This window comes from Streptomyces genisteinicus, from assembly GCF_014489615.1.
GTDB lineage: Bacteria > Actinomycetota > Actinomycetes > Streptomycetales > Streptomycetaceae > Streptomyces > Streptomyces genisteinicus.
The window spans coordinates 422,902-446,694 of sequence record NZ_CP060825.1 but is presented as its reverse complement, the minus strand read 5'-3'; the positions used below and the strand labels follow the sequence as shown (position 1 = coordinate 446,694).

The following is a 23,793-nucleotide window of genomic DNA, read 5'->3' as shown; positions in this document are numbered from 1 at the left end:
CCCTTGGGCAACGGCACAGTGGGGCCGTCGCGGCGGCGGGCCGGGCGCGCCGCCGCGACGGCGGCTCAGTCGGCGGGAGCATGAGCGGGAGCGGGGACGGGCGCCGGTGCGGCGGCGTCCTCGCGGGCGACGGTCCGCCGCAGCGCGGCGGCCAGCGCGATGCCCACCAGGCCCACCAGTACGACGAAGACGAACGGGGCCCGGTCGCTGCCGGTCCGGCTCTCGATCATGCCGAAGACGAACGGGCCGAAGAATCCGCCGAGCAGTCCGACGGTGTTGATGAAGGCGAGGCCCACCGCGGCCATCAGACCGGACATCCGCGACATCGCCACGGACCAGAACAGCGGCAGGGTGCCCATCAGGAAGAACTGGGCGGTGAACAGCAGGGCGAACCGTCCCGGCACCCACCCCGTCACCAGGTACGCGCCCATGAGCGCCGTCCCGGCGGCCGCGCACAGGACGATCAGGCCGGTGTCGTTGCCGATGCGGCCGTGCAGCCACGGGAAGAACAGCACACCGGCGAGGACGGCCAGGCCCATGCTGCCGGTCACCAGGCCGATGTTCATCGGCCCCGACACCCCGAGCCCCTCCACGATCGAGGGCAGGTTGAAGCCGACGGCGGACGAGACGAGCTGGTTGACGAAGTAGGTCGCCGCGAGCAGCAGCACGACCGGGCGTCCGAAGGCGAGCCCGAGGTTGCCGCGCAGCCGGTGGGGTGACGTCCCCGTGCCGGCGGCGCGTTCGGTGAGCACGGCCGCCTCGGCGGGCGTGAGCCAGCGCGCGTCCTCGGGGCGGCTCGGCAGCGCACACCACACGAGCACGCCGACGGCCACCGTGACCAGGCCCTCGACCAGGAACATCCACTGCCATCCGTGGAGACCGGCGACGCCGTCGAGGCTCATCAGCCCGCCGCCCGCCGGGGCGCCCAGCACGGTCGCGGCGGCGGGCGCGGTGTAGATGAGACCGACGACGGTGACCCGGTGCCGCTGCGAGAACCAGAGGGTGACCATGTACATGAGCGCGGGGTACAGCCCGGCCTCGGCGGCGCCGAGCGCGAACCGCAGCACGTAGAACGAGACGGGCCCCTGCACGAACATCATCGCCGCGGAGACCAGACCCCAGGTCACCGCGATCCGCGCGATCCAGGCCCGGGCGCCCACCTTGTAGAGCACCAGGTTGCTGGGCACCTCCAGCAGGGCGTAGCTCAGGAAGAACACGCCCGCGCCCAGTCCGTACGCGGCGGCGCTGATGCCGACGTCCGCCTCCAGCTGGGTCTTGGCGAGCGCGACGTTGGTGCGGTCGACGTACGACATGAAGTACGCCAGACCCATCACGGGCAGCAGGCGCCGGATCGCCTTGCGGGTCGCGGTCTCGTGCACCGCGTCGAGGGGATGGGGCATGGCTGTCCTTTCCCGCGGCACGGGTGTGCGCAGCAAGCAGGCAGTAGGGAGGCTGGGGCGCGACCTCGCTGCGTGGGGCGGCAGGGGCACGTCGCCGATGGATGTCAGCATCGGCGACGGCCGTGACCTCCGGCCATGTGCAGGTGCCTACCGTGCGCCGCGGGCCGATGGGCAGTGGCACGACGGACGCCTCCGGCGCGGGCCGGCTGTCCCGCCGGACCGCCGCCCCGAACGGGTCCCGACGGGGTCCCGACCGGGTCCCGGAGACGGCTCTGGCTCTCGTCGGCGATCTCCCCGGCGATCCCTCCGGTGATCTCCCCGGACGGGCGGGGCGCCGCTATGCTGTTCGCCCTGTCGACCACCTGTTGAAATACCGAACATGCGGAAACAAGGGGGAACAACATGGGACGTCTCGTGCCCGCGGTGACCCGGGCCTTCGACATCCTCGAACTCTTCCTCGACGGCGACGGCACGCTCAGCGCGCCCGACATCGTCCGCAGGCTCCAGCTGCCCCGCACCACCGTCCACGAGCTGCTGACCACCCTCGCGGCCCGTTCCTACATCGTCCCCGTGGAGGGGCGCCAGGGCCGGTACCGCCTCGGTGTGCGCACCTACCAGCTCGGCAGCCGCTACGCCGAGCAGCTCGACCTCGCCCAGGAGGGCCAGGAGGTCGCCCGCACGGTCGCCGACACCTGCGGCGAGACGGTCCATGTGGCCGTGCTCGACGGCCCCGACGTCCTCTACATCGCCAAGGTCGACTCCACCCACGCGGTGCGCATGGTGTCCGCGGCCGGCCGCAGCCTGCCGGCGCACTGCACCGCCGTGGGCAAGATGCTGCTGGCCTCCCTGCCCGGGGCGGAGCTCGACGCCCGGATCCCGCCGGAGGGGGAACTGGCCGCCATGACGCCCAACAGCATCACCGACCCGGGCCGGCTGCGGACCGAGCTCGCCGCCGTCCGTGCGGCCGGGACCGCGCTGGAGACCATGGAGTCCAACGCCGACGTCAGCTGTGTCGCCGCGCCGGTACGCGACCGGACAGGGCGCGTCGTCGCCGCGCTGTCCGTCTCGGTGCCGATGATCCGCTGGAGCGACGCGCGCCGCGCCGAGCTGGAGGAGCTGGCGGTCAAGGGCGCCGGGGAGCTGTCCGGACGGCTCGGGTTCCGGGGGACGCGGTGAGTCGGGCCGTCGAGGAGGCGGTCCGCGACGACGCGGCGCTGGGGGAGGGGCCGACCTGGGACGCGGCGGCCGGGCGGCTGATATGGGTGGACATCCTGCGCTCGCGCGTCCACACCTGGGACCCCGCCGGCGGGCGGCGCACCGTGATGGCGACGGCGCAGCACGTCGGCGCGGCGAAGCCCCGCGCGGGCGGCGGGCTGGTGGTCAACCTCCGTGACGGCGTGGGGCTCTACGATCCCGACGGCGCCTTTCGCTGGCTGCACCACGAGCCCGTCCCGGGGCGGCGGGGCAACGATGCCGCGGTGGCCCCCGACGGGTCCCTGTGGGCCGGCACCATGCGCTACGACGAGGCGCCGGGGGCGGGGGCGCTCACCCGGTACGACGCCGGCGGCCCTCCGACCCCGCTGCTCCCGTCGGTGACGGTCAGCAACGGGACGGGCTGGAGCCCGGACGGCCGCCGTGTCTACTACATCGACACCCCCACGCGGCGGATAGACGTCCTGGAGCCGGACGGCGACGCGCCCCTCGCGCGCACCCGGCGGCCGCTGGCCGTCGTCGAGGACGGGGCGGGCTACCCCGACGGACTCGCGGTCGACGCGGACGGCTGTGTCTGGGTGGCGCTGTGGGACGGCGGGGCGATCCGCCGGTACACGCCCGACGGGCGGCTGGACCGGGTGGTGGAGCTGCCGGTGCGCAGGCCCACGGCATGCGCCTTCGGCGGGGCCGGCCTGCGGGACCTCTACATCACCTCGGCCCGCACCGGCCTGGACGGGCCGCATCCGCTGTCCGGGTCCCTCCTGGTGCTCCCCGGCGCGGGACAGGGGCTGGAGCAGCCGGCGTTCGCGGGCTGAGGTGCGCGGGGGCCCACCGGAGGAACGGCGTCCGCTCTGTCGGGCGCCGTTCCCGTGTGCGGGGGCGGACGCAGTTCCGCCTGTGCGGCGGGGGCATTGACGCCCGGTTCCGGCAGCGCATAGCGTCACGTTCGGCATAGCGAGCATTGATCGATATATCGAACGATGGTGGACGCTCGACCGCACCCGATGTCCCGGACGCACCCGATGCTCCGGACGCACCGCGCTCCGACCACACGCCATGTTCCCGACGCACCGAGAGGACAGCATGTCCGAGGCCACCGCGCTCCCCGCCGCCCGGTTCACCCTCGACCCGGCCTTCACCGTCGGCACGGTCGATCCCCGGCTCTTCGGCTCCTTCGTGGAACACCTGGGCCGCTGCGTCTACACCGGCATCCACGAGCCGGACCACCCCGCTGCCGACGAGGACGGCCTGCGCACCGACGTCCTCGACCTGGTCCGCGCTCGGCGTGACCGTGATCCGCTATCCCGGCGGCAACTTCGTCTCCGCCTACCGCTGGGAGGACTCGGTGGGCCCGGTCGACGAGCGGCCCCGGCGCCTCGACCCGGCCTGGCGGTCCACCGAGACCAACCGCTTCGGGCTGAGCGAGTTCATCTCCTTCGTCGCCAAGGCCGGCCCGCAGGCCCAGCCCATGATGGCCGTCAACCTCGGCACCCGCGGCGTCGCGGAGGCTGTCGAACTGCTGGAGTACGCCAACCACCCTTCGGGCACGGCCTGGTCGGACCTCCGGGCGGCGCACGGGGACCCGGAGCCGTACGGCATCCGCCTGTGGTGCCTGGGCAACGAGATGGACGGCCCCTGGCAGACCGGCCACAAGACGGCCCGCGAGTACGGCCGGGTCGCCGCCGAGACCGCCCGCGCCATGCGCCAGATCGACCCGGACCTCCAACTCGTCGCCTGCGGCAGCTCCCACCAGTCCATGCCCACCTTCGGCGCCTGGGAGGCGACGGTGCTCGAGGAGACGTACGACCTCGTCGACCACGTCTCCCTGCACGCCTACTACGAGGAACACGGCGGCGACCGCGACTCCTTCCTCGCCTCCGCCGTCGACATGGAGTCCTTCATCGAGAACGTCGTCGCCACCTGCGACCACGTGGGCGCCAGGCTGAAGTCGAAGAAGCGGATCCAGCTCTCCTTCGACGAGTGGAACGTCTGGTACATGAGCCGCTTCCAGGCCGAGTCCGAGGCCGCGCCCCTCGACTGGCCCGAGGCGCCCAGGCTCCTGGAGGACAGCTACAGCGTCACCGACGCGGTGGTCGTCGGCTCGCTGCTGATCGCGCTGCTGCGGCACGCCGACCGGGTGACCGTCGCCTGCCTCGCGCAGCTGGTCAACGTGATCGCGCCGATCATGACCGAGCCCGGCGGGCCGGCGTGGCGGCAGACGACGTTCTTCCCCTTCGCCCAGGCGTCCCGGTACGGGAGGGGCGAGGTCCTCGACGTGCGGGTCGACTCGCCGACCCACGAGACCGCCCGCCACGGCGAGGTGCCGCTGCTGCACGCCACCGCCGTACGGGACCCCGGGACCGGTGCCGTCACCGTGTTCGCGGTCAACCGCAGCCGTCTCGGGCCCCTGCCGCTGCGCGTCCGGCTGGGCGGACTGGAGGTGGACACGGTGGTCGGGCACAGCGTGCTCGCGGACGCGGACCCGGACGCCCGCAACACCCTCGCCGACCCCGGCCGCGTCGCACCGCACGAGGGCGAGGGCGCGGTGATCGCGTCGGGGACGCTCGAGGTCACCCTCGAACCCCTGTCGTGGAACGTGATCCGCCTGGCGCGCGGCGCCTGACACCCGCCGCGTCCGCGGGCGCCGGGGGCGGCCCCCGGCGCCCGCGGTCAGCCGGCCGGGTCCGTGAAGCGGCGCAGTGCGCCGGGCAGCCGGGAGCCGAGCGGGGACATGCCGCCGTCCGCGCCGTGCCGCGCCAGCAGGTCCAGCACCAGCCGTCCGCGGCGCACCCGCTCCCGGGCGGTGCTCAGCACGGTCCCGCGCAGATGCAGGCCGGAGGGGTAGACGGAAGGGGCCTTCGCCAGACCGAACTTGAGGTAGAGCGGCGCGCCGCGCCGGATCAACTCGGCCACCTCGTACATCCGCACGTAGCCGCCGAGGTCGTCCGGTGCCTCCACGTACATGTCCATCGGCGCCCGGCTGACCCGCCGGATCTCGGTCAGGTGCTGGAGGGTGAGATCGCTGGGCACGTTGAGAGAATCAGCGCCGAGGCCCTCGTGGACCGCGTAGGCCGCCGGGTTGACCGGCCCGATCAGCGCGGAGACCTTGAGCGTGGTGTCCGCCGGGATGATGCCCCGGGTCCTCGCCCGGTGCAGCGTCCACAGCACTCCCTCGTCCGCGACCAGCAGGCAGCCCACGCCGAGCGAGGTCGCCCGCACCGCGTCCTCGACGCAGCCGGCGACCGCGTCGTGCCCGCGGGCGCGGAGCCCGCCGCCGCCCGAGTCGGTCCGGGTGGCGGCGCCGGTGTCCCAGGTGCCGCGCGGTCCGGTGAACAGGCACAGCTCGACGTCGCGTTCGGCGGTGGCCGACACCATCTCGGAGATCTCGGCGTCGGTCAGCATCCAGACGCCGCTGCCCTGGCTGACGCGGTGAACCGGGACGTCGAGCGCCGCGGCCTCGGCGAGCACCGCGGACAGCGCCTCGGGGCCTTCGACGGACGGGATCTCCACCCGCCAGCGGCCGCCGTCGGGGAAGGTGTGCGGGGACGCGTCGGCGGGGTCGGGCTCCGGGCCGCTGAGGCCGAGTGCGGCGAGCGCGGGCTCGCCGGGGCGGCGCGGCGTGGAAGACGGGGGCATGGGACTCCTCGCGGGTGATGGCGGCGGGACGGCGGTCGTCCGGTGCGGGCGCGGCCGCCGGCCGGAGCAGCGGCGGCCCTTCGGGAGAGCGGTCGTTCGATGCGGGTGGGTGTGGGTGCGGGTGCGGGTGGTGGTGCGGGTGCTGGGGGTGGTGCGGGTCGGGTGTTGTACGGCGGGTGGGCGGCGGGCTCTGCGGGGCGGCGTCGGGGTTGTGCACGGCGGAGTGGGCGGCGCGGGTGCGACGGGTCGGGTTCGGCGGCGAGGTCTCCGGCCCGCCCCCCCCGCCCCACCGCTGTTCGGGATGTCGGACGGCGTTCGGCGCCCGGGGTGGGCGAAGGCGCCCCGGGTGGAACCGCGCCCCGCCCTCCGGGTGCCGCGGCGCGTGAGAGGGGGAGTGCGGCGGGCCGCCCGGTCCCGCCCCGGGTCACGGCCGCAGCAGGACCTTGCCGACGTCCGGGTCGCCGGACCCCACCAGCGCGATCGCCTGCTCGAACGCATCGAGCGGCAGCTCGTGCGTCACCAGCGGCAGCGGCGTCAGCAGTCCGGCGGCGAACGCGCCCACCGCGTGCGACCAGGCCGCCGGCGTCGCCCCGAACACCGTGCGCACCTCCAGCTGCCGCACCACGAGGTCGGTCGGGTCCAGTCCGGCGGCCCCCGCGGCGGGGATGCCGGTGAGCACGAGGCGCCCGCCGCGCCGCAGCAGGGCGGCCGCGGCGCGCGCGGTGGCCGGGGCGCCGGCCGCCTCGACCACCGTGTCGTAGCGGCCGGCCTCGCCGACCGCTTCGTCCGGGGTCCTGAAGGCGGTCGCCCCCATGGTCCTGGCGAGCCCGGACCTGCCGGGGTCCGGTCCCACCATCAGCAGCTCGGCCGGTGAGGACGCCGCCAGGAGCTGCGCCGCCAGCATCCCGAGGGTCCCGTCGCCGACCACGGCGACCCGCTGGCCGGGCCGGACGGCGGCACGCAGGGCGGCCGCCGCCACGCACGCGGCCGGCTCCAGCAGCGCCGCCGCCGTCGGATCGGCGTCGTCCGGCAGCAGGTGCAGCAGCCGTGCCGGGAGCGTCAGGGTCGGCGCCATGGCGCCGGGCAGGGTGAAGCCGGTCTCCTCGTAGCCGGCGCCGCACAGGGTGGTCTCACCGGCGTGGCAGCGTTCGCACACCTGGCAGTTGCGGAACCCCTCGCCCACCGTCCTGCGGCCGACCAGGGCGGCCGGCACCCCGTCGCCGACCGCGGCGACCGTGCCCGACCACTCGTGGCCGGGCGTGAGGGGGTAACGGACGTACCCCTCCGGCCGGCTGCCCTGGAACACCTCGCGGTCGCTGCCGCAGATCCCGACCGCCTGGACGCGGACCTGCGCCTCGCCCGGACCGGGCGGGCGCGGTGTGTGGGGCACCAGCCGGAACACGCCGGGCCCCTCCACCACCACGGCCCGGCCGGCGGTCACCGCCGGCCGCCCGTCGGGTCGCGCTTCTCCCAGCCCTCGGCCCACAGGTCGAAGCGCGCCTGCTGCTGCGGGAACGCGGCAGCCGCCTCGGCGTCGAACTCGACGCCCAGGCCCGGGGCGTGGGACAGCTCGAAGTGCCCGTCGACGACCTCCGGCGCGCCCTTCACCACATCCTTGATCTCGGCGTCGGCGAAGTCGTTGAAGTGCTCCAGGATCTTGAAGTTCGGCGTCGAGAAGCCGACCTGGAGCGAGGCCGCCGTCAGGACCGGGCCGCCCACGTTGTGCGGGGCGACGAGCATGTAGTGGGTCTCGGCGGTGGCGGCCAGCTTGCGGGTCTCCAGGATGCCGCCGATGTGGCCGACGTCGGGCTGGAGGATGTCGGCGGCCTGGGACTCGAACAGTTCGCGGAACTCGATCCGGTCGTGGATGCGTTCACCGGTCGCCACCGGCAGGTCGACCTTGTCGGCGACCTTCTTCAGCGCGGCGAGGTTCTCCGGCGGCACCGGCTCCTCCAGCCAGGCCGGGCGGTAGGGCGCGAGTTCACGGGCGAGCCGCACCGCGGTGGAGGGGGAGAAGCGGCCGTGCATCTCCAGCATCAGCTCGGCGTCCGGCCCGATCGCGTCGCGCACCGCCTCGATCAGGGAGACGGCGTACAGCGTGTCCTGGTGGGAGAGTTCGTAGTGCCCGGTGCCGAACGGGTCGATCTTCAGCGCCCGGTAGCCCCGCTCCATCACCCCGAGAGCCGCCCGGTGGTACGCCTCGGGGGTGCGCTGGGTGGTGTACCAGCCGTTGGCGTACGCCTTGACCCGGTCGGTCACCCGGCCGCCGAGCAGTTGCCAGACGGGGACGCCGAGGGCCTTGCCCTTGATGTCCCAGCAGGCCATCTCCACGCAGGCGATCCCCGACATGACGATCTCGCCCGCCCGGCCGTAGTCGCCGTACTTCATCCGGCGCACCAGGTTCTCGATCGCGAACGGGTCCGACCCGGCGACGTGGTTCGCCTCCGCCTCCCGCAGATAGCCGACCAGCGCGTCCGTGCGCCCCAGCATCCGGGTCTCGCCGACACCGGTGAGGCCTTCGTCGGTGTGCACCTGGACATAGGTCAGATTCCGCCACGGCGTTCCGATCACATGCGTGCTGATGCCCGTGATGCGCACGTCGCCTGCCTCCATGTTCGATATATCGACTGCCGTTCGAAATGCTGTCGCGACAGTAAGGAGATCGGCGAGGGGTGTCAACAGCGCGCACCGGACGGCGTCTTCACGCACTCCGGTCCGGGAACCGCACTCGGCGCGGTTCCCGGACCGGTGTGCGCCGGCGGTGCGGCTCAGGGCAGCGGGGTGCCGCCCGTGGCGTTGACGATCTCCCCGGTGATGTAGCTCGCTGCCGGTGAGGCCAGGAAGACGTACGCGGGCGCCATCTCCGCGGGCTGCGCGGGGCGCCCGAGCGGGGACTGCTTGCCGAACTCGGTGGTGTCCGGCATGGTCGCGGGAATGAGCGGGGTCCATACCGGGCCGGGCGCCACCGCGTTGACCCGGACACCCCGTTCGGCGACCATCTGCGCCAGGCCCTGGGTGAAGGTGACGATCGCGCCCTTCGTCGTCGCGTAGTCGAGAAGGTGCGGGCTGGGTTTGTACGCCTGCACGGACGTGGTGTTGATGACGGACCCGCCCCGCGGGATGTGCGGGAGCGCCTTCTTCGACAGCCAGAACATGCCGTAGAGGTTGGTCCGCACCACCCGGTCGAACTGCTCCGTGCCGATGTCCTCGATGCCCCCTGGCTGCGACATCTGGTAGGCCGCGTTGTTGACCAGCACATCGATCGCGCCGAACCGGTCGACGGCGGCCTCGATCAGCGCGTCGCAGTTCTCCTCGAAGCGGATGTCGCACTCGACGGCCAGCGCGCTGCGCCCGGCCTCCTCCACAAGCCTCACCGTCTCGGCCGCCTCCTGTTTCTCCTCGGCCAGATGGGTGAGGACCACATCGGCCCCCTCGCGGGCGAACGCGAGCGAGACGGCCCGCCCGATGCCGGAGTCGCCGCCGGTCACCACCGCGACGCGGCCCGCCAGCAGCCCATGCCCTTCGTAGGAGTCCTCGCCGTGGTCCGGCGGCGGGTCCATCGGACCCGTCCAGCCCGGCGGGGACTGCTTCTGGTCCGCGAAGTCGGGGCGGGGGTGGCGGGTGACGGGGTCGTCCCCGTCCCTGTGCGCTGTCACGTCTCCTTCTCCTCCCTGTCGGACGGCCGCCCCCACGGGCCGCCGTTGCCTGTCGTCGAACGCCTTCGCACGGCTGCCGCCGGGGCGGCGAGGCGGTTCACCCTCCGGCGGGCGCGCGGTCCAGGGGGACCCGCAGACTGCTGCGGCCCGCCTGCCAGGCCGACATCAGCTGCACGCCGAAGCGGTCCTCCACCCATCCGGTGGCCGCCACTCCGAAGGCCATGTCACGTGCCAGCGAGGGCTCGTCGTCGAGGAGCCCGCCGATCACCTCCCGGCGCACCACCTGTTCGTGCACCGCGTCTGCGGTGATGTGCTCGGCGTAGAAGTGCTCCGCCGCCGGCCCCGCCTCCAGGCGGCGCATCGCCCGGGCCAGCCGCCGGGACCCGGGGGAGGACGTCGTCTCCACCGCGGCGAAGTGGCCCACGAGCGCGCCCCGCAGGGCCCGGTGCAGGCCGAAGAGGGACATCAGGTTCACCGTGCACAGCATCTCGGCCGACGCCGCGTCCGCGTAGCGCCCGTAGGAGTCGTCCAGCCGGAGGTCCCGCATCAGGGCCGCGAAGAGCTCCGCGTGCACCCGCTCGGCACGGCCCCCGCCGAACTCGTCGTACTCCACGGCGACGAACGCGGCCTTGGCCCTGCCGCGAAGCCTTGGGATCACCCAGACGTGCGGGTCGGCCTCCTTGAGGTGGTAGAGGGAGCGGTGGGCCGCGTACTCGCGCATCTGCTCCAGCGTGCCCTCGTCGCTCAGGTGGTACGAGACGCCGGTCCCCGACACCGGTTCGACGAGGATGCCCTCCAGCACCGCGTCCAGGTCCGGATGTCCCGCCGTGCCCTCGCGCAGAGCATCCAGGAAGCGGCGTTCCAGGGCCGCCCGCAGCCGCAGCAGTCCCGGGTCCCACTCCCAGGCCGGGTCGACGCCGGTGAATCCGCGGTAGTGCAGCTCGTAGGCGAGGTACAGGGAGAGCTGCAGGTCGTCGCCGAGGGGGTCGGCGCCCGCGGCGGCTGCCGGGTCGGGCACGGGCGCGCCGGGCGGGGCGAGCAGCGCGGCCCGCAGACCGGCCGACAGCTCGCCGCGGCCGTCCGGCAGCGGGGCGCTCAGGGCGTCGGGCACTGTTGTCGCCGGGGCGCTGGTCATGGGCGGCTCCTGCGGCGGTGGCTGGTGTCGCACCACGGGTAGGTGCGGCTGCGGCGGCAGGTGCAGACGGCGACCTTGAAGCGGTCCGACGTCACGACCGTGCCGTCGTCGAGGGTGAGTTCGACGGGGCCGTCGACGAGCAGCGGGCCCTCGCCCGTCAGCACCATCCGCCGGGGCGGGGTGGGGTCAGCGGGTGCGTTCGGCACGGATGATCACCAGTCCTTCCTCGGTCTCGCCGGGAGCGACGAGGCCCCGGCTCTCCAGCCAGGCCGCGCGGGACCGCAGCACAGGCCCGAACGGCACCTGCCGCCGGCACACGACCTCCGCGGCCAGGCCCTGGCGCCGCAGGCTCGTGAGGGTCGGCACGGTGCCGCACAGCGCCGAGTGCACGATCAGCAGCACACCGCCGGGCTTCAGCAGGGCCGGCGCGCCCGCGCAGACGCGGTCCAGGACGGCCCTGCCGTCGGGCCCGGCGTCCCAGGCGACGCTCCGCCCGCTCGTCGGAAGGCGTCCCGAACGGGACGGCACATAGGGCGGGTTGCACAGGATCAGGTCGAAGCGGCAGCCGGCCACGGGCTCGAACAGGTCCCCGCGCACCACCCGCACGGGCAGCCGGGCGCGGGTCGAGTTGATGCGGGCCGACGCCACCGCGCGGTCCGACACGTCGACCGCCGTGACCCGTGCGCCGTAGGAGGCGGCCACCAGGGCCAGCGCTCCGCTGCCCGTGCACAGGTCGAGCACGTCCGCCCCCGGTGCCGGCGGCGACGCGTGGAGCGTCTCGGCGAGCAGGTGGGTGTCGGCCTGGGGGGCGTAGACCTCCGGGCCGTGGGACTCCGGGCCGTGCGCGGGGACGTGCCCCGCGGTACGGGCGGGCCGCGGCGAGGTTTCCGTCATACCAATCCGCCTCTCGGGCTCTTGGGCGATTCGCTCGGGCGTCGTCAGGGCTGGAACAGCACCTTCACGGCGCCGTCCCGCTTCTTCTGGAACATCTCGTAGGCCGCGGGCGCTTCGGTGAGCGGCAGCCGGTGGGTGGCGAAGTCCTCGACGCCGAGGGGATCGCCTTCGGTGACGAGCGGAAGCAGGTCGTCCGTCCAGCGCCGTACGTTCGCCTGCCCCATGCGGAGCTGGATCTGCTTGTCGAACATGGTCAGAAGCGGCAGCGGATCGGCCGCGCCCCCGTAGACGCCGGAGACCGAGACGGTGCCGCCCCTGCGGACGAGGTCGACGGCGAGGCGGAGCGCGGGCAGCGGGTCGACGCCCGCCCGCTCCATGAGGCGGGCGGCCAGGGCGTCGGGCAGCAGCGTGGTCAGCTGCTGCGCCCCCTTCGCGGCCGGGCTGCCGTGCGCTTCCATGCCGACGGCGTCGATGACGGCGTCGGGGCCCCGTCCCCCCGTGGCGTCGCGGACGGCCTCGGCCAGCTTGTCGCCGTAACTCTCCAGATCGAACACCTCGACCCCGCGGGCCTTGGCGCGCGCCAGCCGCTCGGGCACCAGGTCGATGCCGATGACCTGTGCGGCGCCGCGGTGGGCGGCGATCCGGGTGCACATGTCGCCGATGGGGCCCAGCCCCAGTACGGCGATGCTGCCGCCCGGCGGCACCTCCGCGTACTCCACCGCCTGCCAGGCGGTCGGCAGCACGTCGGAGAGGTAGACGAAACGGTCGTCCGGAGGACCGTGCGGGACCTTGACGGGCAGCCGGTCACCGAACGGCACCCGGAGGTACTCCGCCTGTCCGCCCGGCACCTGCCCGTACAGCTTGGTGTAGCCGAACAGTGCGGCTCCCTTGCCGTAGGCCGTCACCTGCGTCGTCTCGCACTGGGAGTGCAGCCCCTGGCCGCACATGTGGCAGGTCCCGCAGGACACGTTGAACGGGACCACCACCCGGTCGCCCGGCGCCAGTGCCGTCACGTCGGTCCCGGTCTCCTCCACGATGCCCATGGGCTCGTGCCCGAGGATGTCGCCGGGGTCCAGATAGGCCCCGAGGAGCTCGTACAGGTGCAGGTCCGAGCCGCACAGCCCGGTGGACGTGATGTTCACGATCACGTCCGTGGGGTCCTTCAGCACAGGGTCGGGGACGTTGTCCACGCGCACATCGCGCTTGCCGTGCCAGGTCAGAGCCTTCATGGTGATGTCCCGCCGTGGTCTCCTCCGCGGGCGGCGCTCGCCGCCGGCGCTGTCGTCTCACCGCGCCGAGTACCCCGAATGTCCGATTTCATGGCCGGACGCGGGCGACGCCCCGCTGCGTACCATCCGGGTCGGCGCCGGCGACCCGTCCTGAGCACGGCGGAGCCGGCCGGACCGCCATGTCGCCGCATGTCGGGGACGCCGGCGGGTACCCGGCGTCGGACCATGGCGAGCACCGAGGAGAGGCGGCCGGTATGAGCGGCGGTGGAACCCATGAGAGCGGCGGGCTGCGGGTGGTGGTCGTCGGCGCGACGGGCAACGCCGGGACGAGCGTGGTGCAGGCGCTGGCCGCGCATCCGGGCGTCTCCTCGGTGCTCGGCCTCGCCCGTCGCGTCCCAGGCTGGCGGCCCGAGGGCGTGCGCTGGGCGGCCGTGGACGTCGAACCCGGCGGCGCGAGCCTCGTCCCGCACTTCGCCGGCGCGGACGCCGTCGTCCATCTGGCGTGGAAGTTCCGCCCCACCCACGACCCGGCGACCACCTGGCGCACCAATGTGCTGGGCAGTGTCCGCGTCTTCGACGCCGTCGCGGCGGCGGGTGTGCCCGCACTGGTCCACGCGTCCTCCGTCGGCGCCTACTCGCCCGGCCCGAAGAACCGGCGGGTGGACGAGAGCTGGCCGACCCACGGCTGGCCGCAGGCGGCCTACTGCCGGGAGAAGGCGTACCTGGAGCGGTACCTGGACGCCTACGAGCAGGCGCACCGGGAGGTGCGGGTGGTGCGGATGAGGCCGGGCTTCCTCTTCAAGCGGCAGGCCGCCGCCGAGCAGCTGCGAATCTTCGGCAACCGGCTGCTGCCGCCCCAACTGGTGCGGCGCGGGCTGCTGCCCGCCGTCCCGGATCTGCCCGGACTGGCCTTCCAGGCGCTGCACACCGACGACGCCGCGGACGCCTACCGCGAGGCGGTGCTGCGGCCGGTGCGCGGCGCGTTCAACCTCGCCGCCGATCCGCCGTTGAACGCCGCCGAGCTGGGACGTCTGCTGCACGCCAGGCCGCTGCGGGTGCCGGCGCCGCCGGTGCGGGCGGCGCTCTCCGCCGCCTGGCGGCTGCGGATGGTGGGCGCCTCGCCCGACCTCTTCGACGCCGTGCTGCGCCTGCCGCTGCTCGACACCACCCGGGCGCGCAGGGAGCTGGACTGGCAGCCGCGCTGGACGGCGGTGGAGGCGATGCAGCAGTTCTTCGACGGTCTGCGCGAACGGGCGGGCATGGACACGGCGCCGCTGGCCGTCTGACGGGGGAAGGACCGCGGCCGGCTCCACCGCTGCGGGATACGGCCCCGTCCCATGACCGGCACCGCGCAGTCGCGGTCGGTCATGGGCTCCGTCGTTCCACGCGACACCGCGCAGCAGCGGTCGCCCACCCGGGCTCCGTCGTTCCACGGAGGCGGCGTGCGGTCGCGGTCGGCCCGGGTTCCGTTGTTCCATGTCGGCGTCGTCGTGCGGTCGCGGCCCGTCACCTCCCGGGTCCGCCCCTCCGGGCACCGGCGTTTCCGTCGAACATCTCTGGGCACCCACCGCATATGGTGCACATCGGATACACGATGATGACCGAGCAGGCCGGCCCCCGGGAACTCGTGAACCACGTCGTTCACGCCGAGGACGTCGGCTTCGACTTCTCGGTCACCTCCGACCACTCCTTCCCCTGGCTGCGCTCCCAGGGACACTCGCCCTACGCCTGGAGCGTGCTGGGCGCCGCCGCGCAGGCGACCACCGAGATCCCGCTCATGACCTACGTGACGTGCCCGACCATGCGCTACCACCCGGCGGTCGTCGCCCAGAAGGCGGCCACGCTGCAACTGCTCTCCGAGGGGCGGTTCCGGCTCGGCCTCGGCTCCGGTGAGAACCTCAACGAGCACATCGTCGGCGCCTGGCCGCCGGCCGACATCCGGATCGGCATGCTGCGCGAGGCGGTCGAGATCATCCGCGCGCTCTTCCGCGGCGAACACGTCAGCCGCCGCGGCGGCCACTTCACCGTGGAGTCCGCGCGGCTGTGGGACGTGCCCGACGAGCCCCCGCCGATCGGCATCGCCGCCTCGGGCGACCGCTCCTGCCGCCTGGCCGGCGAACTCGGAGACCTGCTCGTGGCCACCGAGCCGAAGCCCTCCCTGGTCGAGGCCTTCGACCGCTCGGGCGGCGCCGGCAGGCCGCGCGTCGGGCAGCTCCCCGTCTCCTGGGACACCGACCGCGAACGGGCGGTGCAGCGGGCGCACGACCAGTTCCGCTGGTTCAGCGGCGGCTGGAAGGTCAACTCCGAGCTGCCGCACCCCGACTCCTTCGACGCCGCGACGCAGTACGTCCGGCCGGAGGACGTCGCGAAGTCGATTCCCTGCGGCGACGACCCGCAGGCCGTGGTGGAGGCCGTGCGGCAGTTCACGGACGCCGGCTTCACCGAGGTCGCGCTCGTCCAGATCGGCGGCGACACCCAGCACGACTTCCTGGAGTGGGCGGGCGCCGGACTCCTGCCGGAGCTGCGGGCCCTGTGACCCGGCTCCGCTCGGGGCGGTGACGCACCGGTCCCGCCCACCGCCCGACAGCAGCCGGCCGGCGGCGTACCGCGCGCAGGGAAGGAACGGGATGCGCGGAACGCCACCGGCCGGGGGCCGTACGGTACTTCGGTCCTCGGACGAGGACGGCTACATCATCGGGTCGAGGTCCTCGGTGCGACGACGCGACTCGTGCTGGTCGGTCTGCTCACGCAGCCGGCGGGCCTTGTCCCGCAGCCGCTCGCGCTCCTGCGGGTCCGAGGCGCGCTCGGCGGCCTGCTCCATCTCCTGCGCCTTGCGGCGGACCTGCTGGGCGCGGGCCTGGAACTCGTCTGCAGCGCTCATGATCACTCCTTTGTGACGGTGGTGAGCGGGCCACATCAGAGAAACAGGGCGCCGGTCAGGGCGCATGTCGAACGGTCACCCACGGCGATACGGCCTGGTGAAGACCTTGATCGTCAGTTCCGGCGACGGGAGTTGGGGAGCGGCGGACCCGCAGCGGCGGACCCGTTCTCACCGCTCGGGCGTCAGCCGCTCGGGCACCTGGGTCAGCAGCAGCCGGCCGTCCGCGCGGACGTTGCACTCCGCTATCACCCGATCCGCCAGGCGCACCTCCCCCTCGCGCGCCACCAGGCGCAGCGTCACCGTGATCTCGCCCAGTCCCGAACGCGGCCCGTCGGCCTCGGCGAGCTGCCGGTAGAGGGTGTTCGGCCAGCGGCCGGGGTCCGTGTCGTGCCAGATCCGCAGGGCTCCCGCGCTGTGGCGGCAGTGCTGCCCTCCGTGCGGCTCCTGGAGCAGGGAGTGGCTCATGGGGAGCGCGCCGAACAGCGGCGCCAGCCGCGTGCGCAGCGCGTCGTTCTCGACGAGCCGGTGCTGCTGCCAACTCCGGCCCGAGGGCACGGTCATGCGCAGCGCGGCCAGCACATAGGCGTGGCCCGCGGGCGAGTCGACCGGATGGTCGGCACGCCACTGGGGCCAGGCCACCGCTCTCGGCGGCAGCGGATGCGCTGTGCCGGGCACCCGTCCCTGCCCGGCCGGGCGCGGCACCTGATCGTCCTTCACCGGAGAATTATGGCCTACGCGGCCCGCGTTCGGGCGGGTCGGGACCCAGGCGTCCGCGCCGGGTCACCGGGGCGGGCCGTCGGGCGGCAGCAGGGGGCCGAGCGGTCCGAGGTCGAGGTTGAGGTCGCCCAGCGTGAGCCCGTACTCCGCGCACAGCGCGCTCATCCGGTCGTGCAGGATCATGAGGGTCGCCCCGAGGCGTTCCTCCTCCTCCTCGGTGAGGTCGCCCTGGTCGACCCGGTGGAGCGCCTGCCGTTCCATCAGCTGTCGCAGCAGTTCCACCAGGGTCAGGACGAGCCGGACCAGATCGCGCTCGACGGTGTCGGGGTCGGCCGCGATCCGGCGGGCGGGCCGCGCGGTCCGGTCGCCCGGGGCGGGCGGCAGGTCGCCCTCCACGGCCGGGAGCAGCCGGAAAGCGCGCGCGGCGGCCTCCGCGACCTCCTCGAAGCGCGGCGACGGACGGTCCCCGGGCAGGTCAGCGGTCATAGCGGTCTCCCGGAGGGCGTGCCGCCGGCCAGGGCGAAGGGGTGTCCGGTCCGATGGAGACGATCAGGGCCCGCAGTGACACGCGCACCAGGTCGATGTCCGCGACGGACAGCACCACGTCCCCGGTGATCACGACGCCACCGGTGAGCAGCCGGTCGAGCAGGTCGATCAGGGCGATCTGCCGCTCCGGCAGCGGCTCCCGATCCTCCCGCTCCGGCAGCGTCTCCCGGTCCTCCCGGTCCGGCGCGTCCCCCGGCCGGGCTCCGGACCCCGTTCCCGGCCGGGCTCCGTAGGCCGGTCCGGGCGCGGGGAGGGGGGCGCCGGACGGCGGGACGGCCCCGGGCGCGGGCCCGGAATCCCGCCCGGGTACCCGGCCCGCCGCGGAGGAGCCCTGCCCGTTCACGGCGCCTGCCCGTCCTCGGCCCCTTCGGACGGCACGGCGAACGAGTACGGCGCCCACGGCCCCGTCACCTCGACCCGCACACCCGCGAGCCCCTCCGCGGCGGCCTCCACCCCGGCACGGAAGGCGTCGCTCCCGGCGTCGGGCACCAGATAGGCGTCGTTCACCACGTTCTCGCCCGCGCCCGCCGGTCCGGCGAGGGTGCCCTGCTGGACCCGGTGCCGTGCCCGGCCGGCCGCCTGCCGCGAGGCGGCCTCCTCCACGCGCGCGGCCGCCGCCGCGGCGTCCCGGTAGACCTCCTCCCGCCCGCTGCGCTGCTCCCGCCGCTGACGCAGGTACGAGCGGCCGGGGGAGAGCCCGTCCTCCGCGGGGGCCGCGGGCACGGCGGCCGCCGACGGGTCCGCGTACACCTTCACCCCCCATTCCCGGTGGCCGGCCAGCAGTGACAGCCGCTCGGCGAACGCGGGCGCCCCGTCGTCCAGTGCCGCGCGGGCGCCGGCGTCGTCGACGTACACCGTCGCCAGCCGCAGCGGCAGCACGGTGGTCACCGCCGCCAGCGCCTCGACGACCGCGTGATGGGCGCGGGCGACGGTCTCCAGCCACTCCAGCTCCTCCAGACGCCGCCGCAGCGCCTCCTCCCGGAAGTCGGCGGCCGGCACGTCGCCGACCGCGAGCAGCACGGACGGCTCGCGGGCGGCGGGGGCCAGGCGCACGGGGGTGCCGTCCACGCCCGTGAGCGTTCCCGCCACCGCGTCGAGCCCGCCGGCCGCACGGACGACCGCGTAGGCGTAGACGACCCGGTCACTCATCGGCTTCCCGCTCCCGGCGGGACCGCCCCCGTTCACGACTGCCGCGTGCGGGGAGTTCCGCCTCGCCGCGCAGGGCCTCGATCTCGGCCCGCAGCCGGCGGTTCTCCTCGGCGAGGGAGTGCCGCCCGGCCCGGTGGCCGGACGTCATCTCCTCGTCCCGCGCCCGTGACGAGAGCGAAGGGTCGTGCTCCCACCAGTCGATGCCCATCTCCTTGGCCTTGTCGACGGAGGCCACGAGCAGTCGGAGCTTCACGGTCAGCAGCTCGATGTCGAGCAGGTTGATCCGGATGTCACCGGCGATGACGATGCCCTTGTCCAGGACGCGTTCGAGGATGTCGGCGAGGTTGGCGGAGCTCCCCTGCTGCCCGTAGGGCGACACGGGGGACGGGCCGGCCCTGGTCGGGTAGGAGCCGAGACCGCCGGAGGTCTGGTCGCTCACGATGGGTCCTCAGTCTTTCCGCGCCGCGGGGGCGGCGCCGCCGGGGGTGCGTCGTGCCTCGCCCGCCGGGCCGGTCACCCCGGCCCGGCGCCGCGGTGGGCGCGTATCTCGTCGAGCCGGTCCAGGAGTTCGTCCTCGCGGCGGTCGAACGTCTCCTCGTCGATTTCGCCCGAGAGCAGCTGCCGTTCCAGGTCGGCGAGGGCGCGGTGGACGGGAGCGGGGTCGTAGTACTCGTCCTCGGCGACTTCGAGGACGCGCTCGGACACCCACACGGCGCCCCGCACGGGTGCCAGGGGCAGGGTGACGAGCTGGGTGAACAGTCCCATGGGAATCCCCCTAGACGAAGCTGTACGGCGGGAGGGGGCCGGTGAGCCGGAAGTCCAGGTCGTCCCCCATCTGGTTGGCCACGCTCAACTGCGTGGCGAGGAAGAGCTCTTCCTGGTCGGCGGGTACGAGGAACGACACGCTGACGAAGTCGTCGCCCGTCGGCGGCGACTGCGACAGGTCCCGTGCGAAGGGGCGCAGCGCCTCGACCACCCCGGCCGCCAGTGCCTCCTGGCGGGCCCGGACCTCGGCCGCGACCATCTCGCCGAGCCGCACCGGGGCTTCGGGCCCCGCGGCGCCGCTGCGGATGTCGTCGTTGAGCCGGCGGGCCTCCCCGGACGACTCGAGGATCTGCCGCAGCAGGGTCTCCTCCTCCTGCGAGGCCTTCAGGTTGTACTCGGTGCAGCCGTCCAGGGCGCGCAGTCTGTCCGTGTACTCGTCCGCACGCTGCTCCAGCGCGAGCCGCACGGCCTCGTCGTCCGGGGCCATCAGGCCGAACCGCAGCGGCAGGACGGTGCCGTCGGCCATGAGCGCGTCCTGCACGTGCTGGTGGGCGCCGAGGTCGCGGCGCTTGGCACGCAGGTCGTCGGGCGCGTCGCTGACAACGGCGCACAGCGTCCCGGCAGCCACCACGCGCAGCGCGGCGGGCGGATCGCCGACACCGCTGAGCTCGTCGACGTGGGCCGGGTGCTGCTTGCCGATGACGGAGTAGATGTAGACGGCCATGTCCTATTCCCTCTCGCGGGACGACTCCCGTTCCCGGCGCGGGGTGCGCCTGGCCGGACGGCGGCGCCGCTCGGCGGGCTCCTTCGCCCCGGGTTCGTCCTCGTCCTCGCCGTCCTCGGCCGCCTCGTCGTCACCGCCGGTCATCCCCTTGACCGAGTCGGTGACCGCCTCCACGGCGCCGGACAGGGCGCCCTTGGACTTGCCCTTGGCGCCGCTCTCGAGCGTGTCGCCGACGATGTCGGTCAGTTGGGCCGGCTGCTTGCTCCCGGACTCCAGGTCCAGCCGGTTGCACGCCTCCGCGAAGCGGAGATAGGTGTCCACGCTGGCCACGACGATCCTGGCGTCGATCTTGAGGATCTCGATGCCGACCAGAGACACCCGCACGAAGACGTCGATGACGAGCCCGCGGTCGAGGATCAGTTCCAGTACGTCGTACAGGGTGCCCGAACCGCCGCGGGAAACACTGCTGTCGCCTTGCGGCACCACGGTCATGGTGCCTCCCTTCAAAAACCGGTGCGCCCTCAGCCGCGCCGGTCGATCTGCCCGCGCGTGTAGCGGCGGGTCCTCTCGTAACTCACCAAGTCGCCGTGTCCGTCCAGCGTGACGCGGTAGCTGCCCATCACGCTGGTCGTCTCGGGGATGCGTTCCAGTTCGAGCACCTCCACGTCCGCCTCCCACCCGTCGTCGGTGGGATGCAGAGCGGAGACGGATTCCGGCGGGCGGCCCAGGAGTTCCTCGAGCTGCGCGGCTGCCGCGCGCATGGCTCCGGCGGCCCTGCCCTTGCCGGCTCCCCTGCGTGATCCGGCGGAACCGCCGCGTGCGCGGGCCGGTCCGGAGCGGCGCTCGGATCCTGCTTCGGAGGCCATGATCTCCTCTGCGGTCGGAGCGTGGGCGACATGCGGCCCACAAGCGGACAATTACAGCATAAAGGGATGTTTGGCGTGTTGCGGGGAAGTGTGTTCGTTGGCGGCCGGACCGGACCGGAACGACGTCCGGCCGGGGGCACCGGATGACGCGCACCGGACCCGCGGTACGCCACCGCGTGCCCCGAGGGGAGTGGGCCACAGGAGCCCGCCCCTCGCCACCGGAAGGGAGATTCATCCATGGACGACACCACCAAGATGGCACTCGCGGCCGCCGTGGCGGGCGGCTACGTGCTCGGCCGGACGAAGAAGGCCAAGCTCGCCTTCTCGCTGGCGACGTTCGTCGCCGGACGCCGCGTCGGTCTCGATCCGCAGCAGTTGCTCACACAGGGTGTGCGCTGGCTCAAGGACATACCGCAGGTCGCCGAGTTGAGCGACCAGCTGCGGGGCGAGGCGCTCGACGCGGGCCGCAAGGCGCTGACCGCCACCGCCGACCGCCGGCTGGCGGGCCTCGCCGACTCCCTGCACGAACGCACCCTGCGGCTCGGTGAGGAGCGCGACGAGGACGAGGACGAGGGCGCCTACGAGGACGACGCGTACGAGGACGAGGACGAGGGTCGCGGGCGGGAGGACGAGGAGGAGTACGAGGACGACTACGACGAGGAGCCTGAGGACGAATTCGAGGAGGAGCCGGAGGACGAGTACGACGAGGAGCCGGAGGAGCCGGAGGAGCCGGAGGAGCCGGAGGAACCGGATTCGGGTGAAGCGGATGCGGGCGGGAGGGCCCGGACGCGGCGCGCGGACGGCGGCGCGCGGAAGGCGCCCGCGAAGAGGTCGGGAGCCCGCACGGAATCCGACAGGTCCACCGCGAGGAAGACGGCCGGCCGGGCGCCCGCGAAGCGGACCGGCGGTGGCGGGGCCGCGGCGAAGAAGACCGCTGCCCGGAAGACCGCTGCGAAGAAGTCGGCACCTGCCGGGAAGGCTGCCGCCGGGACTCCTGCCAAGAAGGCAGCCGCCAGAAAGGCACCTGCGAAGAAGGCGGCCGCGAAGAAGACGGCGGCGAAGAAGGCCGCGGCGAAGCGGACCGGCTCCGCGAAGACCGCCGCGAAGAAGACGGCGGCCAAGAAGACGGCGACCCGGCGGAGGTAGGGCCATGGCAGGCAGGGAACGTGACACCGACCGCACGGACGCCTCCGGGCTCGAGATGCTCCGGGACGAACTCATCGACCACCTCAGCGCGCAGGTCGAGGCATTGGCCGACAAGGCCGGTGACAAGCTCGCCGGCCTCACCGACCAGCTCGTCGACACGGCCGAGAACGGCGGTCCGCTGCCGAAGGCCGGACTCCGTGTGCTCCAGGGCGACTCGCCGCTGAAGGCGATCGTCGGCGAGAAGACCAAGAGCCTCAAGGACGGCCTCTTCTCGAAGGTGGGCAATGTCTTCGGCAAGGGGGACGGCGACGGGGGAGGTGGCGGCGGAGGCGGGCGCAAGTCCGGGAGCACCAAGGTGATGAACATCGTCGAAGTGCTGGACGTCGGTGTGCCCGTGCGCAGGGCATACGACCACTGGACCCAGTTCGAGCAGTTCAGCAGCTTCACGAAGGGTGTCCGCAGCGTCTCCAAGGGCGACGAGGTCAGCAGCGACTGGAAGGTGAAGGTCGGCCCGTCCACGCGCGGCTGGAAGGCGACCGTCCAGGAGCAGATACCCGACGACCGGATCGTCTGGACCTCCGACGGAGCGAAGGGCAGCACGCGGGGCTGTGTGTCGTTCCACGAACTCGCGCCGGAGCTCACGCGCATCGTCCTGGTCGTCGAGTACTACCCGTCGGGCTTCTTCGAGAAGACCGGCAACCTCTGGCGTGCGCAGGGCCGCCGTCTGCGCCTGGACTTCAAGCACTTCCAGCGCTACGTGACGCTCACCGACGACGAGCCCGAGGGCTGGCGCGGGGAGATCCGGGACGGAGAGGTCGTCCGCAGCCATGAGGAAGCGGTCGAGGAGGAGGAAGCCGCGGCCGAGGAGAGCGAGGGGCCGGAAGAGGCGGACGGCGACGCCGGCTACGACGACGAGGCGGAGGACGCGGACTACGAGGAGGAGTACGACGACGAGGACGCGGACTACGACGACGAGGACGAGGCGGACGAAGCCGAGGACGACGCCTATGAGGACGACGACGAGGACGCGGACTACGACGACGAGGCGGAGGACGCCGACGAGGAGGAAGGCCGGCGGGCGCGCAGGTGAGTTCCACGGGGGACCTCGCGCCGCACGGTGTGGGCCGCGCGCGGGCCGGGTACCCGCCAGAACCCGCCCCCGAGACACCTCAGAGGGAGACGAAGTGAGCGGAGAGTACAGGCCCGAGGGCTTCGAGGACACCGAGAACCCGTTGCCGCGCGACATGCCCGACCAGCAGGCCGGAGCGGACGGCGACGACAGGCTGGAGCCGGAGTTCGGCGAGGCCGCGAAGAGCCCGGACAGCGAAGCGCAGCGGGAGCAGAGCGAGAAGGTCCCGCGCTCGGACGACACCGAGCCCACCGAAGGCCCCGAACCGGGAGAGCCGAGCGGCTGAGCACCCGCACATCGTCCCCGTCGCACCGCCCCCATGATTCATGGGGGGCGGTGCGACGGGGACGATGTGCGGGCCCCGAAACACGGGAGCGGTGTGCGGGCCCCGGTGATCCGGGGCCCGCACACCGCTCCCGTGCGAGATGTCGTTCTCGGTGATTCCCGTTGCGGTGGAAATCAGTCCTTCTTGAGGGCGTCGCCCACCTTGCGGACGCTGCTTTTCGCCTTTTCCTTCGCGTCACGCAGCGCGCCCTGCGAACTCTCGGCACGGCCTTCGGCGGTCATTCTCTCGTTTCCCACCGAACGTCCGGTGTTCTCCTTGAGCTTTCCCTTGGCCTGTTCGGCCTTTGCCTTGGCCTTTTCCTGTGCACCCATGAGACACAGCCTTTCGCTCGTTCCACCTCAGGGGGTGCCCGGCGCCGTGCG

Annotated in this window: 27 protein-coding genes and 1 pseudogene; 8 read left to right on the top strand and 20 right to left on the bottom strand. The window is 73.4% G+C overall.

All coding sequences use genetic code 11. From position 1 onward, the window contains the following. Positions 1-65 precede the first annotated feature (65 nt). Positions 66-1,400, bottom strand: coding sequence for an MFS transporter (locus IAG43_RS01975; RefSeq protein ID WP_187739011.1), 1,335 nt, complete (start codon positions 1,398-1,400; stop codon positions 66-68). Between the two features lie 402 nt (positions 1,401-1,802). On the opposite strand from IAG43_RS01975, the gene IAG43_RS01970 reads away from it, so the two are divergent. The 3 genes and pseudogenes from IAG43_RS01970 (at position 1,803) to arfA (ending at position 5,235) form a co-directional block, all read left to right on the top strand. Next, positions 1,803-2,576 (top strand): IclR family transcriptional regulator, encoded by a 774-nt coding sequence (locus IAG43_RS01970; protein WP_187739010.1) that lies wholly within the window; start codon positions 1,803-1,805, stop codon positions 2,574-2,576. Beyond that, positions 2,573-3,427: an SMP-30/gluconolactonase/LRE family protein gene (locus tag IAG43_RS01965; protein ID WP_187739009.1), complete on the top strand. Its 855-nt coding sequence runs from the start codon at positions 2,573-2,575 to the stop codon at positions 3,425-3,427. The genes IAG43_RS01970 and IAG43_RS01965 overlap by 4 nt, the downstream gene beginning before the upstream one ends. 268 nt (positions 3,428-3,695) lie before the next feature. Further along, a pseudogene (arfA, locus tag IAG43_RS01960) lies at positions 3,696-5,235 on the top strand (arabinosylfuranosidase ArfA). A gap of 47 nt (positions 5,236-5,282) precedes the next feature. Here arfA and IAG43_RS01955 read toward each other — a convergent pair. The 8 genes from IAG43_RS01955 to IAG43_RS01920 all read right to left on the bottom strand — a co-directional run bounded on the left by IAG43_RS01955 (position 5,283) and on the right by IAG43_RS01920 (position 13,162). Beyond that, on the bottom strand, positions 5,283-6,248 hold the full coding sequence (locus IAG43_RS01955; protein WP_187739008.1) for a hypothetical protein: 966 nt from the start codon (positions 6,246-6,248) through the stop codon (positions 5,283-5,285). A gap of 424 nt (positions 6,249-6,672) precedes the next feature. Next, positions 6,673-7,689 (bottom strand): zinc-dependent alcohol dehydrogenase, encoded by a 1,017-nt coding sequence (locus IAG43_RS01950; RefSeq protein WP_246574030.1) that lies wholly within the window; start codon positions 7,687-7,689, stop codon positions 6,673-6,675. Beyond that, on the bottom strand, positions 7,686-8,846 hold the full coding sequence (locus tag IAG43_RS01945) for a mandelate racemase/muconate lactonizing enzyme family protein (protein ID WP_187744259.1): 1,161 nt from the start codon (positions 8,844-8,846) through the stop codon (positions 7,686-7,688). Before IAG43_RS01945 ends, IAG43_RS01950 begins: the two co-directional genes overlap by 4 nt. A 170-nt stretch (positions 8,847-9,016) precedes the next feature. Then, entirely contained in the window at positions 9,017-9,904 is an 888-nt protein-coding gene (locus IAG43_RS01940) for an SDR family oxidoreductase (RefSeq protein ID WP_187739007.1), read from the bottom strand. A 97-nt stretch (positions 9,905-10,001) separates the two neighbouring features. Then, positions 10,002-11,039, bottom strand: a complete 1,038-nt coding sequence (locus IAG43_RS01935; protein ID WP_187739006.1) for an iron-containing redox enzyme family protein — start codon at positions 11,037-11,039, stop codon at positions 10,002-10,004. Then, positions 11,036-11,206: a CDGSH iron-sulfur domain-containing protein gene (locus IAG43_RS01930; RefSeq protein ID WP_187744257.1), complete on the bottom strand. Its 171-nt coding sequence runs from the start codon at positions 11,204-11,206 to the stop codon at positions 11,036-11,038. Before IAG43_RS01930 ends, IAG43_RS01935 begins: the two co-directional genes overlap by 4 nt. Before the next feature lie 19 nt (positions 11,207-11,225). Further along, the gene (locus tag IAG43_RS01925) at positions 11,226-11,933 is read right to left on the bottom strand and encodes a HemK2/MTQ2 family protein methyltransferase (protein ID WP_187739005.1); all 708 of its coding nucleotides are present in this window, start codon (positions 11,931-11,933) and stop codon (positions 11,226-11,228) included. A 44-nt stretch (positions 11,934-11,977) separates the two neighbouring features. After that, positions 11,978-13,162, bottom strand: a complete 1,185-nt coding sequence (locus IAG43_RS01920; protein WP_187739004.1) for a zinc-dependent alcohol dehydrogenase — start codon at positions 13,160-13,162, stop codon at positions 11,978-11,980. A gap of 254 nt (positions 13,163-13,416) precedes the next feature. Here IAG43_RS01920 and IAG43_RS01915 point away from each other — a divergent pair, with 254 nt between their 5' ends. Together IAG43_RS01915 and IAG43_RS01910 are read left to right on the top strand one after the other, a co-directional pair. Then, on the top strand, positions 13,417-14,448 hold the full coding sequence (locus tag IAG43_RS01915; protein ID WP_187739003.1) for an NAD-dependent epimerase/dehydratase family protein: 1,032 nt from the start codon (positions 13,417-13,419) through the stop codon (positions 14,446-14,448). Between the two features lie 287 nt (positions 14,449-14,735). Then, positions 14,736-15,698 carry an LLM class F420-dependent oxidoreductase gene (locus IAG43_RS01910; RefSeq protein WP_187739002.1) on the top strand — a complete coding sequence of 321 codons (963 nt, stop codon included), beginning with the start codon at positions 14,736-14,738 and terminating at the stop codon, positions 15,696-15,698. A 150-nt stretch (positions 15,699-15,848) separates the two neighbouring features. On the opposite strand, the gene IAG43_RS01905 is transcribed toward IAG43_RS01910, so the two are convergent. The 10 genes from IAG43_RS01905 to IAG43_RS01860 form a co-directional block, all read right to left on the bottom strand. Further along, the gene (locus tag IAG43_RS01905; protein ID WP_187739001.1) at positions 15,849-16,043 is read right to left on the bottom strand and encodes a DUF6381 family protein; all 195 of its coding nucleotides are present in this window, start codon (positions 16,041-16,043) and stop codon (positions 15,849-15,851) included. Between the two features lie 168 nt (positions 16,044-16,211). Continuing rightward, positions 16,212-16,760, bottom strand: a complete 549-nt coding sequence (locus IAG43_RS01900) for a hypothetical protein (RefSeq protein WP_246574029.1) — start codon at positions 16,758-16,760, stop codon at positions 16,212-16,214. Positions 16,761-16,823: 63 nt separating this feature from the next. Next, complete coding sequence (locus IAG43_RS01895; RefSeq protein ID WP_187739000.1) at positions 16,824-17,246, bottom strand: gas vesicle protein K; 423 nt, start codon at positions 17,244-17,246, stop codon at positions 16,824-16,826. After that, positions 17,236-17,466 (bottom strand): gas vesicle protein, encoded by a 231-nt coding sequence (locus tag IAG43_RS01890; RefSeq protein ID WP_187744255.1) that lies wholly within the window; start codon positions 17,464-17,466, stop codon positions 17,236-17,238. Before IAG43_RS01890 ends, IAG43_RS01895 begins: the two co-directional genes overlap by 11 nt. A gap of 179 nt (positions 17,467-17,645) precedes the next feature. Next, on the bottom strand, positions 17,646-18,455 hold the full coding sequence (locus IAG43_RS01885) for a GvpL/GvpF family gas vesicle protein (RefSeq protein ID WP_187738999.1): 810 nt from the start codon (positions 18,453-18,455) through the stop codon (positions 17,646-17,648). After that, complete coding sequence (locus IAG43_RS01880; RefSeq protein WP_187738998.1) at positions 18,448-18,894, bottom strand: gas vesicle protein; 447 nt, start codon at positions 18,892-18,894, stop codon at positions 18,448-18,450. The genes IAG43_RS01885 and IAG43_RS01880 overlap by 8 nt, the downstream gene beginning before the upstream one ends. Positions 18,895-18,968: 74 nt before the next feature. Beyond that, positions 18,969-19,220 (bottom strand): gas vesicle protein GvpG, encoded by a 252-nt coding sequence (locus IAG43_RS01875; protein ID WP_187738997.1) that lies wholly within the window; start codon positions 19,218-19,220, stop codon positions 18,969-18,971. Between the two features lie 10 nt (positions 19,221-19,230). After that, positions 19,231-19,944, bottom strand: coding sequence for a GvpL/GvpF family gas vesicle protein (locus tag IAG43_RS01870; RefSeq protein ID WP_187738996.1), 714 nt, complete (start codon positions 19,942-19,944; stop codon positions 19,231-19,233). 3 nt (positions 19,945-19,947) lie between these two features. Then, on the bottom strand, positions 19,948-20,436 hold the full coding sequence (locus tag IAG43_RS01865) for a gas vesicle structural protein GvpA (RefSeq protein WP_187738995.1): 489 nt from the start codon (positions 20,434-20,436) through the stop codon (positions 19,948-19,950). A gap of 29 nt (positions 20,437-20,465) precedes the next feature. Further along, a complete protein-coding gene (locus tag IAG43_RS01860; RefSeq protein WP_187738994.1) occupies positions 20,466-20,810 on the bottom strand; it encodes a gas vesicle protein GvpO in 345 nt (114 codons plus the stop codon). Between the two features lie 237 nt (positions 20,811-21,047). On the opposite strand from IAG43_RS01860, the gene IAG43_RS01855 reads away from it, so the two are divergent. From IAG43_RS01855 to IAG43_RS01845, 3 genes are all read left to right on the top strand, one after another. Further along, positions 21,048-21,956, top strand: a complete 909-nt coding sequence (locus tag IAG43_RS01855) for a histone protein (RefSeq protein WP_187738993.1) — start codon at positions 21,048-21,050, stop codon at positions 21,954-21,956. Positions 21,957-21,960: 4 nt separating this feature from the next. After that, positions 21,961-23,046, top strand: a complete 1,086-nt coding sequence (locus tag IAG43_RS01850) for an SRPBCC family protein (RefSeq protein ID WP_187738992.1) — start codon at positions 21,961-21,963, stop codon at positions 23,044-23,046. Between the two features lie 94 nt (positions 23,047-23,140). Next, a complete protein-coding gene (locus IAG43_RS01845; protein ID WP_187744787.1) occupies positions 23,141-23,371 on the top strand; it encodes a hypothetical protein in 231 nt (76 codons plus the stop codon). A 173-nt stretch (positions 23,372-23,544) separates the two neighbouring features. Here the strand turns inward: IAG43_RS01845 and IAG43_RS01840 are convergent, their stop codons facing one another. Then, complete coding sequence (locus tag IAG43_RS01840) at positions 23,545-23,742, bottom strand: CsbD family protein (RefSeq protein ID WP_187738991.1); 198 nt, start codon at positions 23,740-23,742, stop codon at positions 23,545-23,547. Between the last annotated feature and the right edge of the window lie 51 nt (positions 23,743-23,793).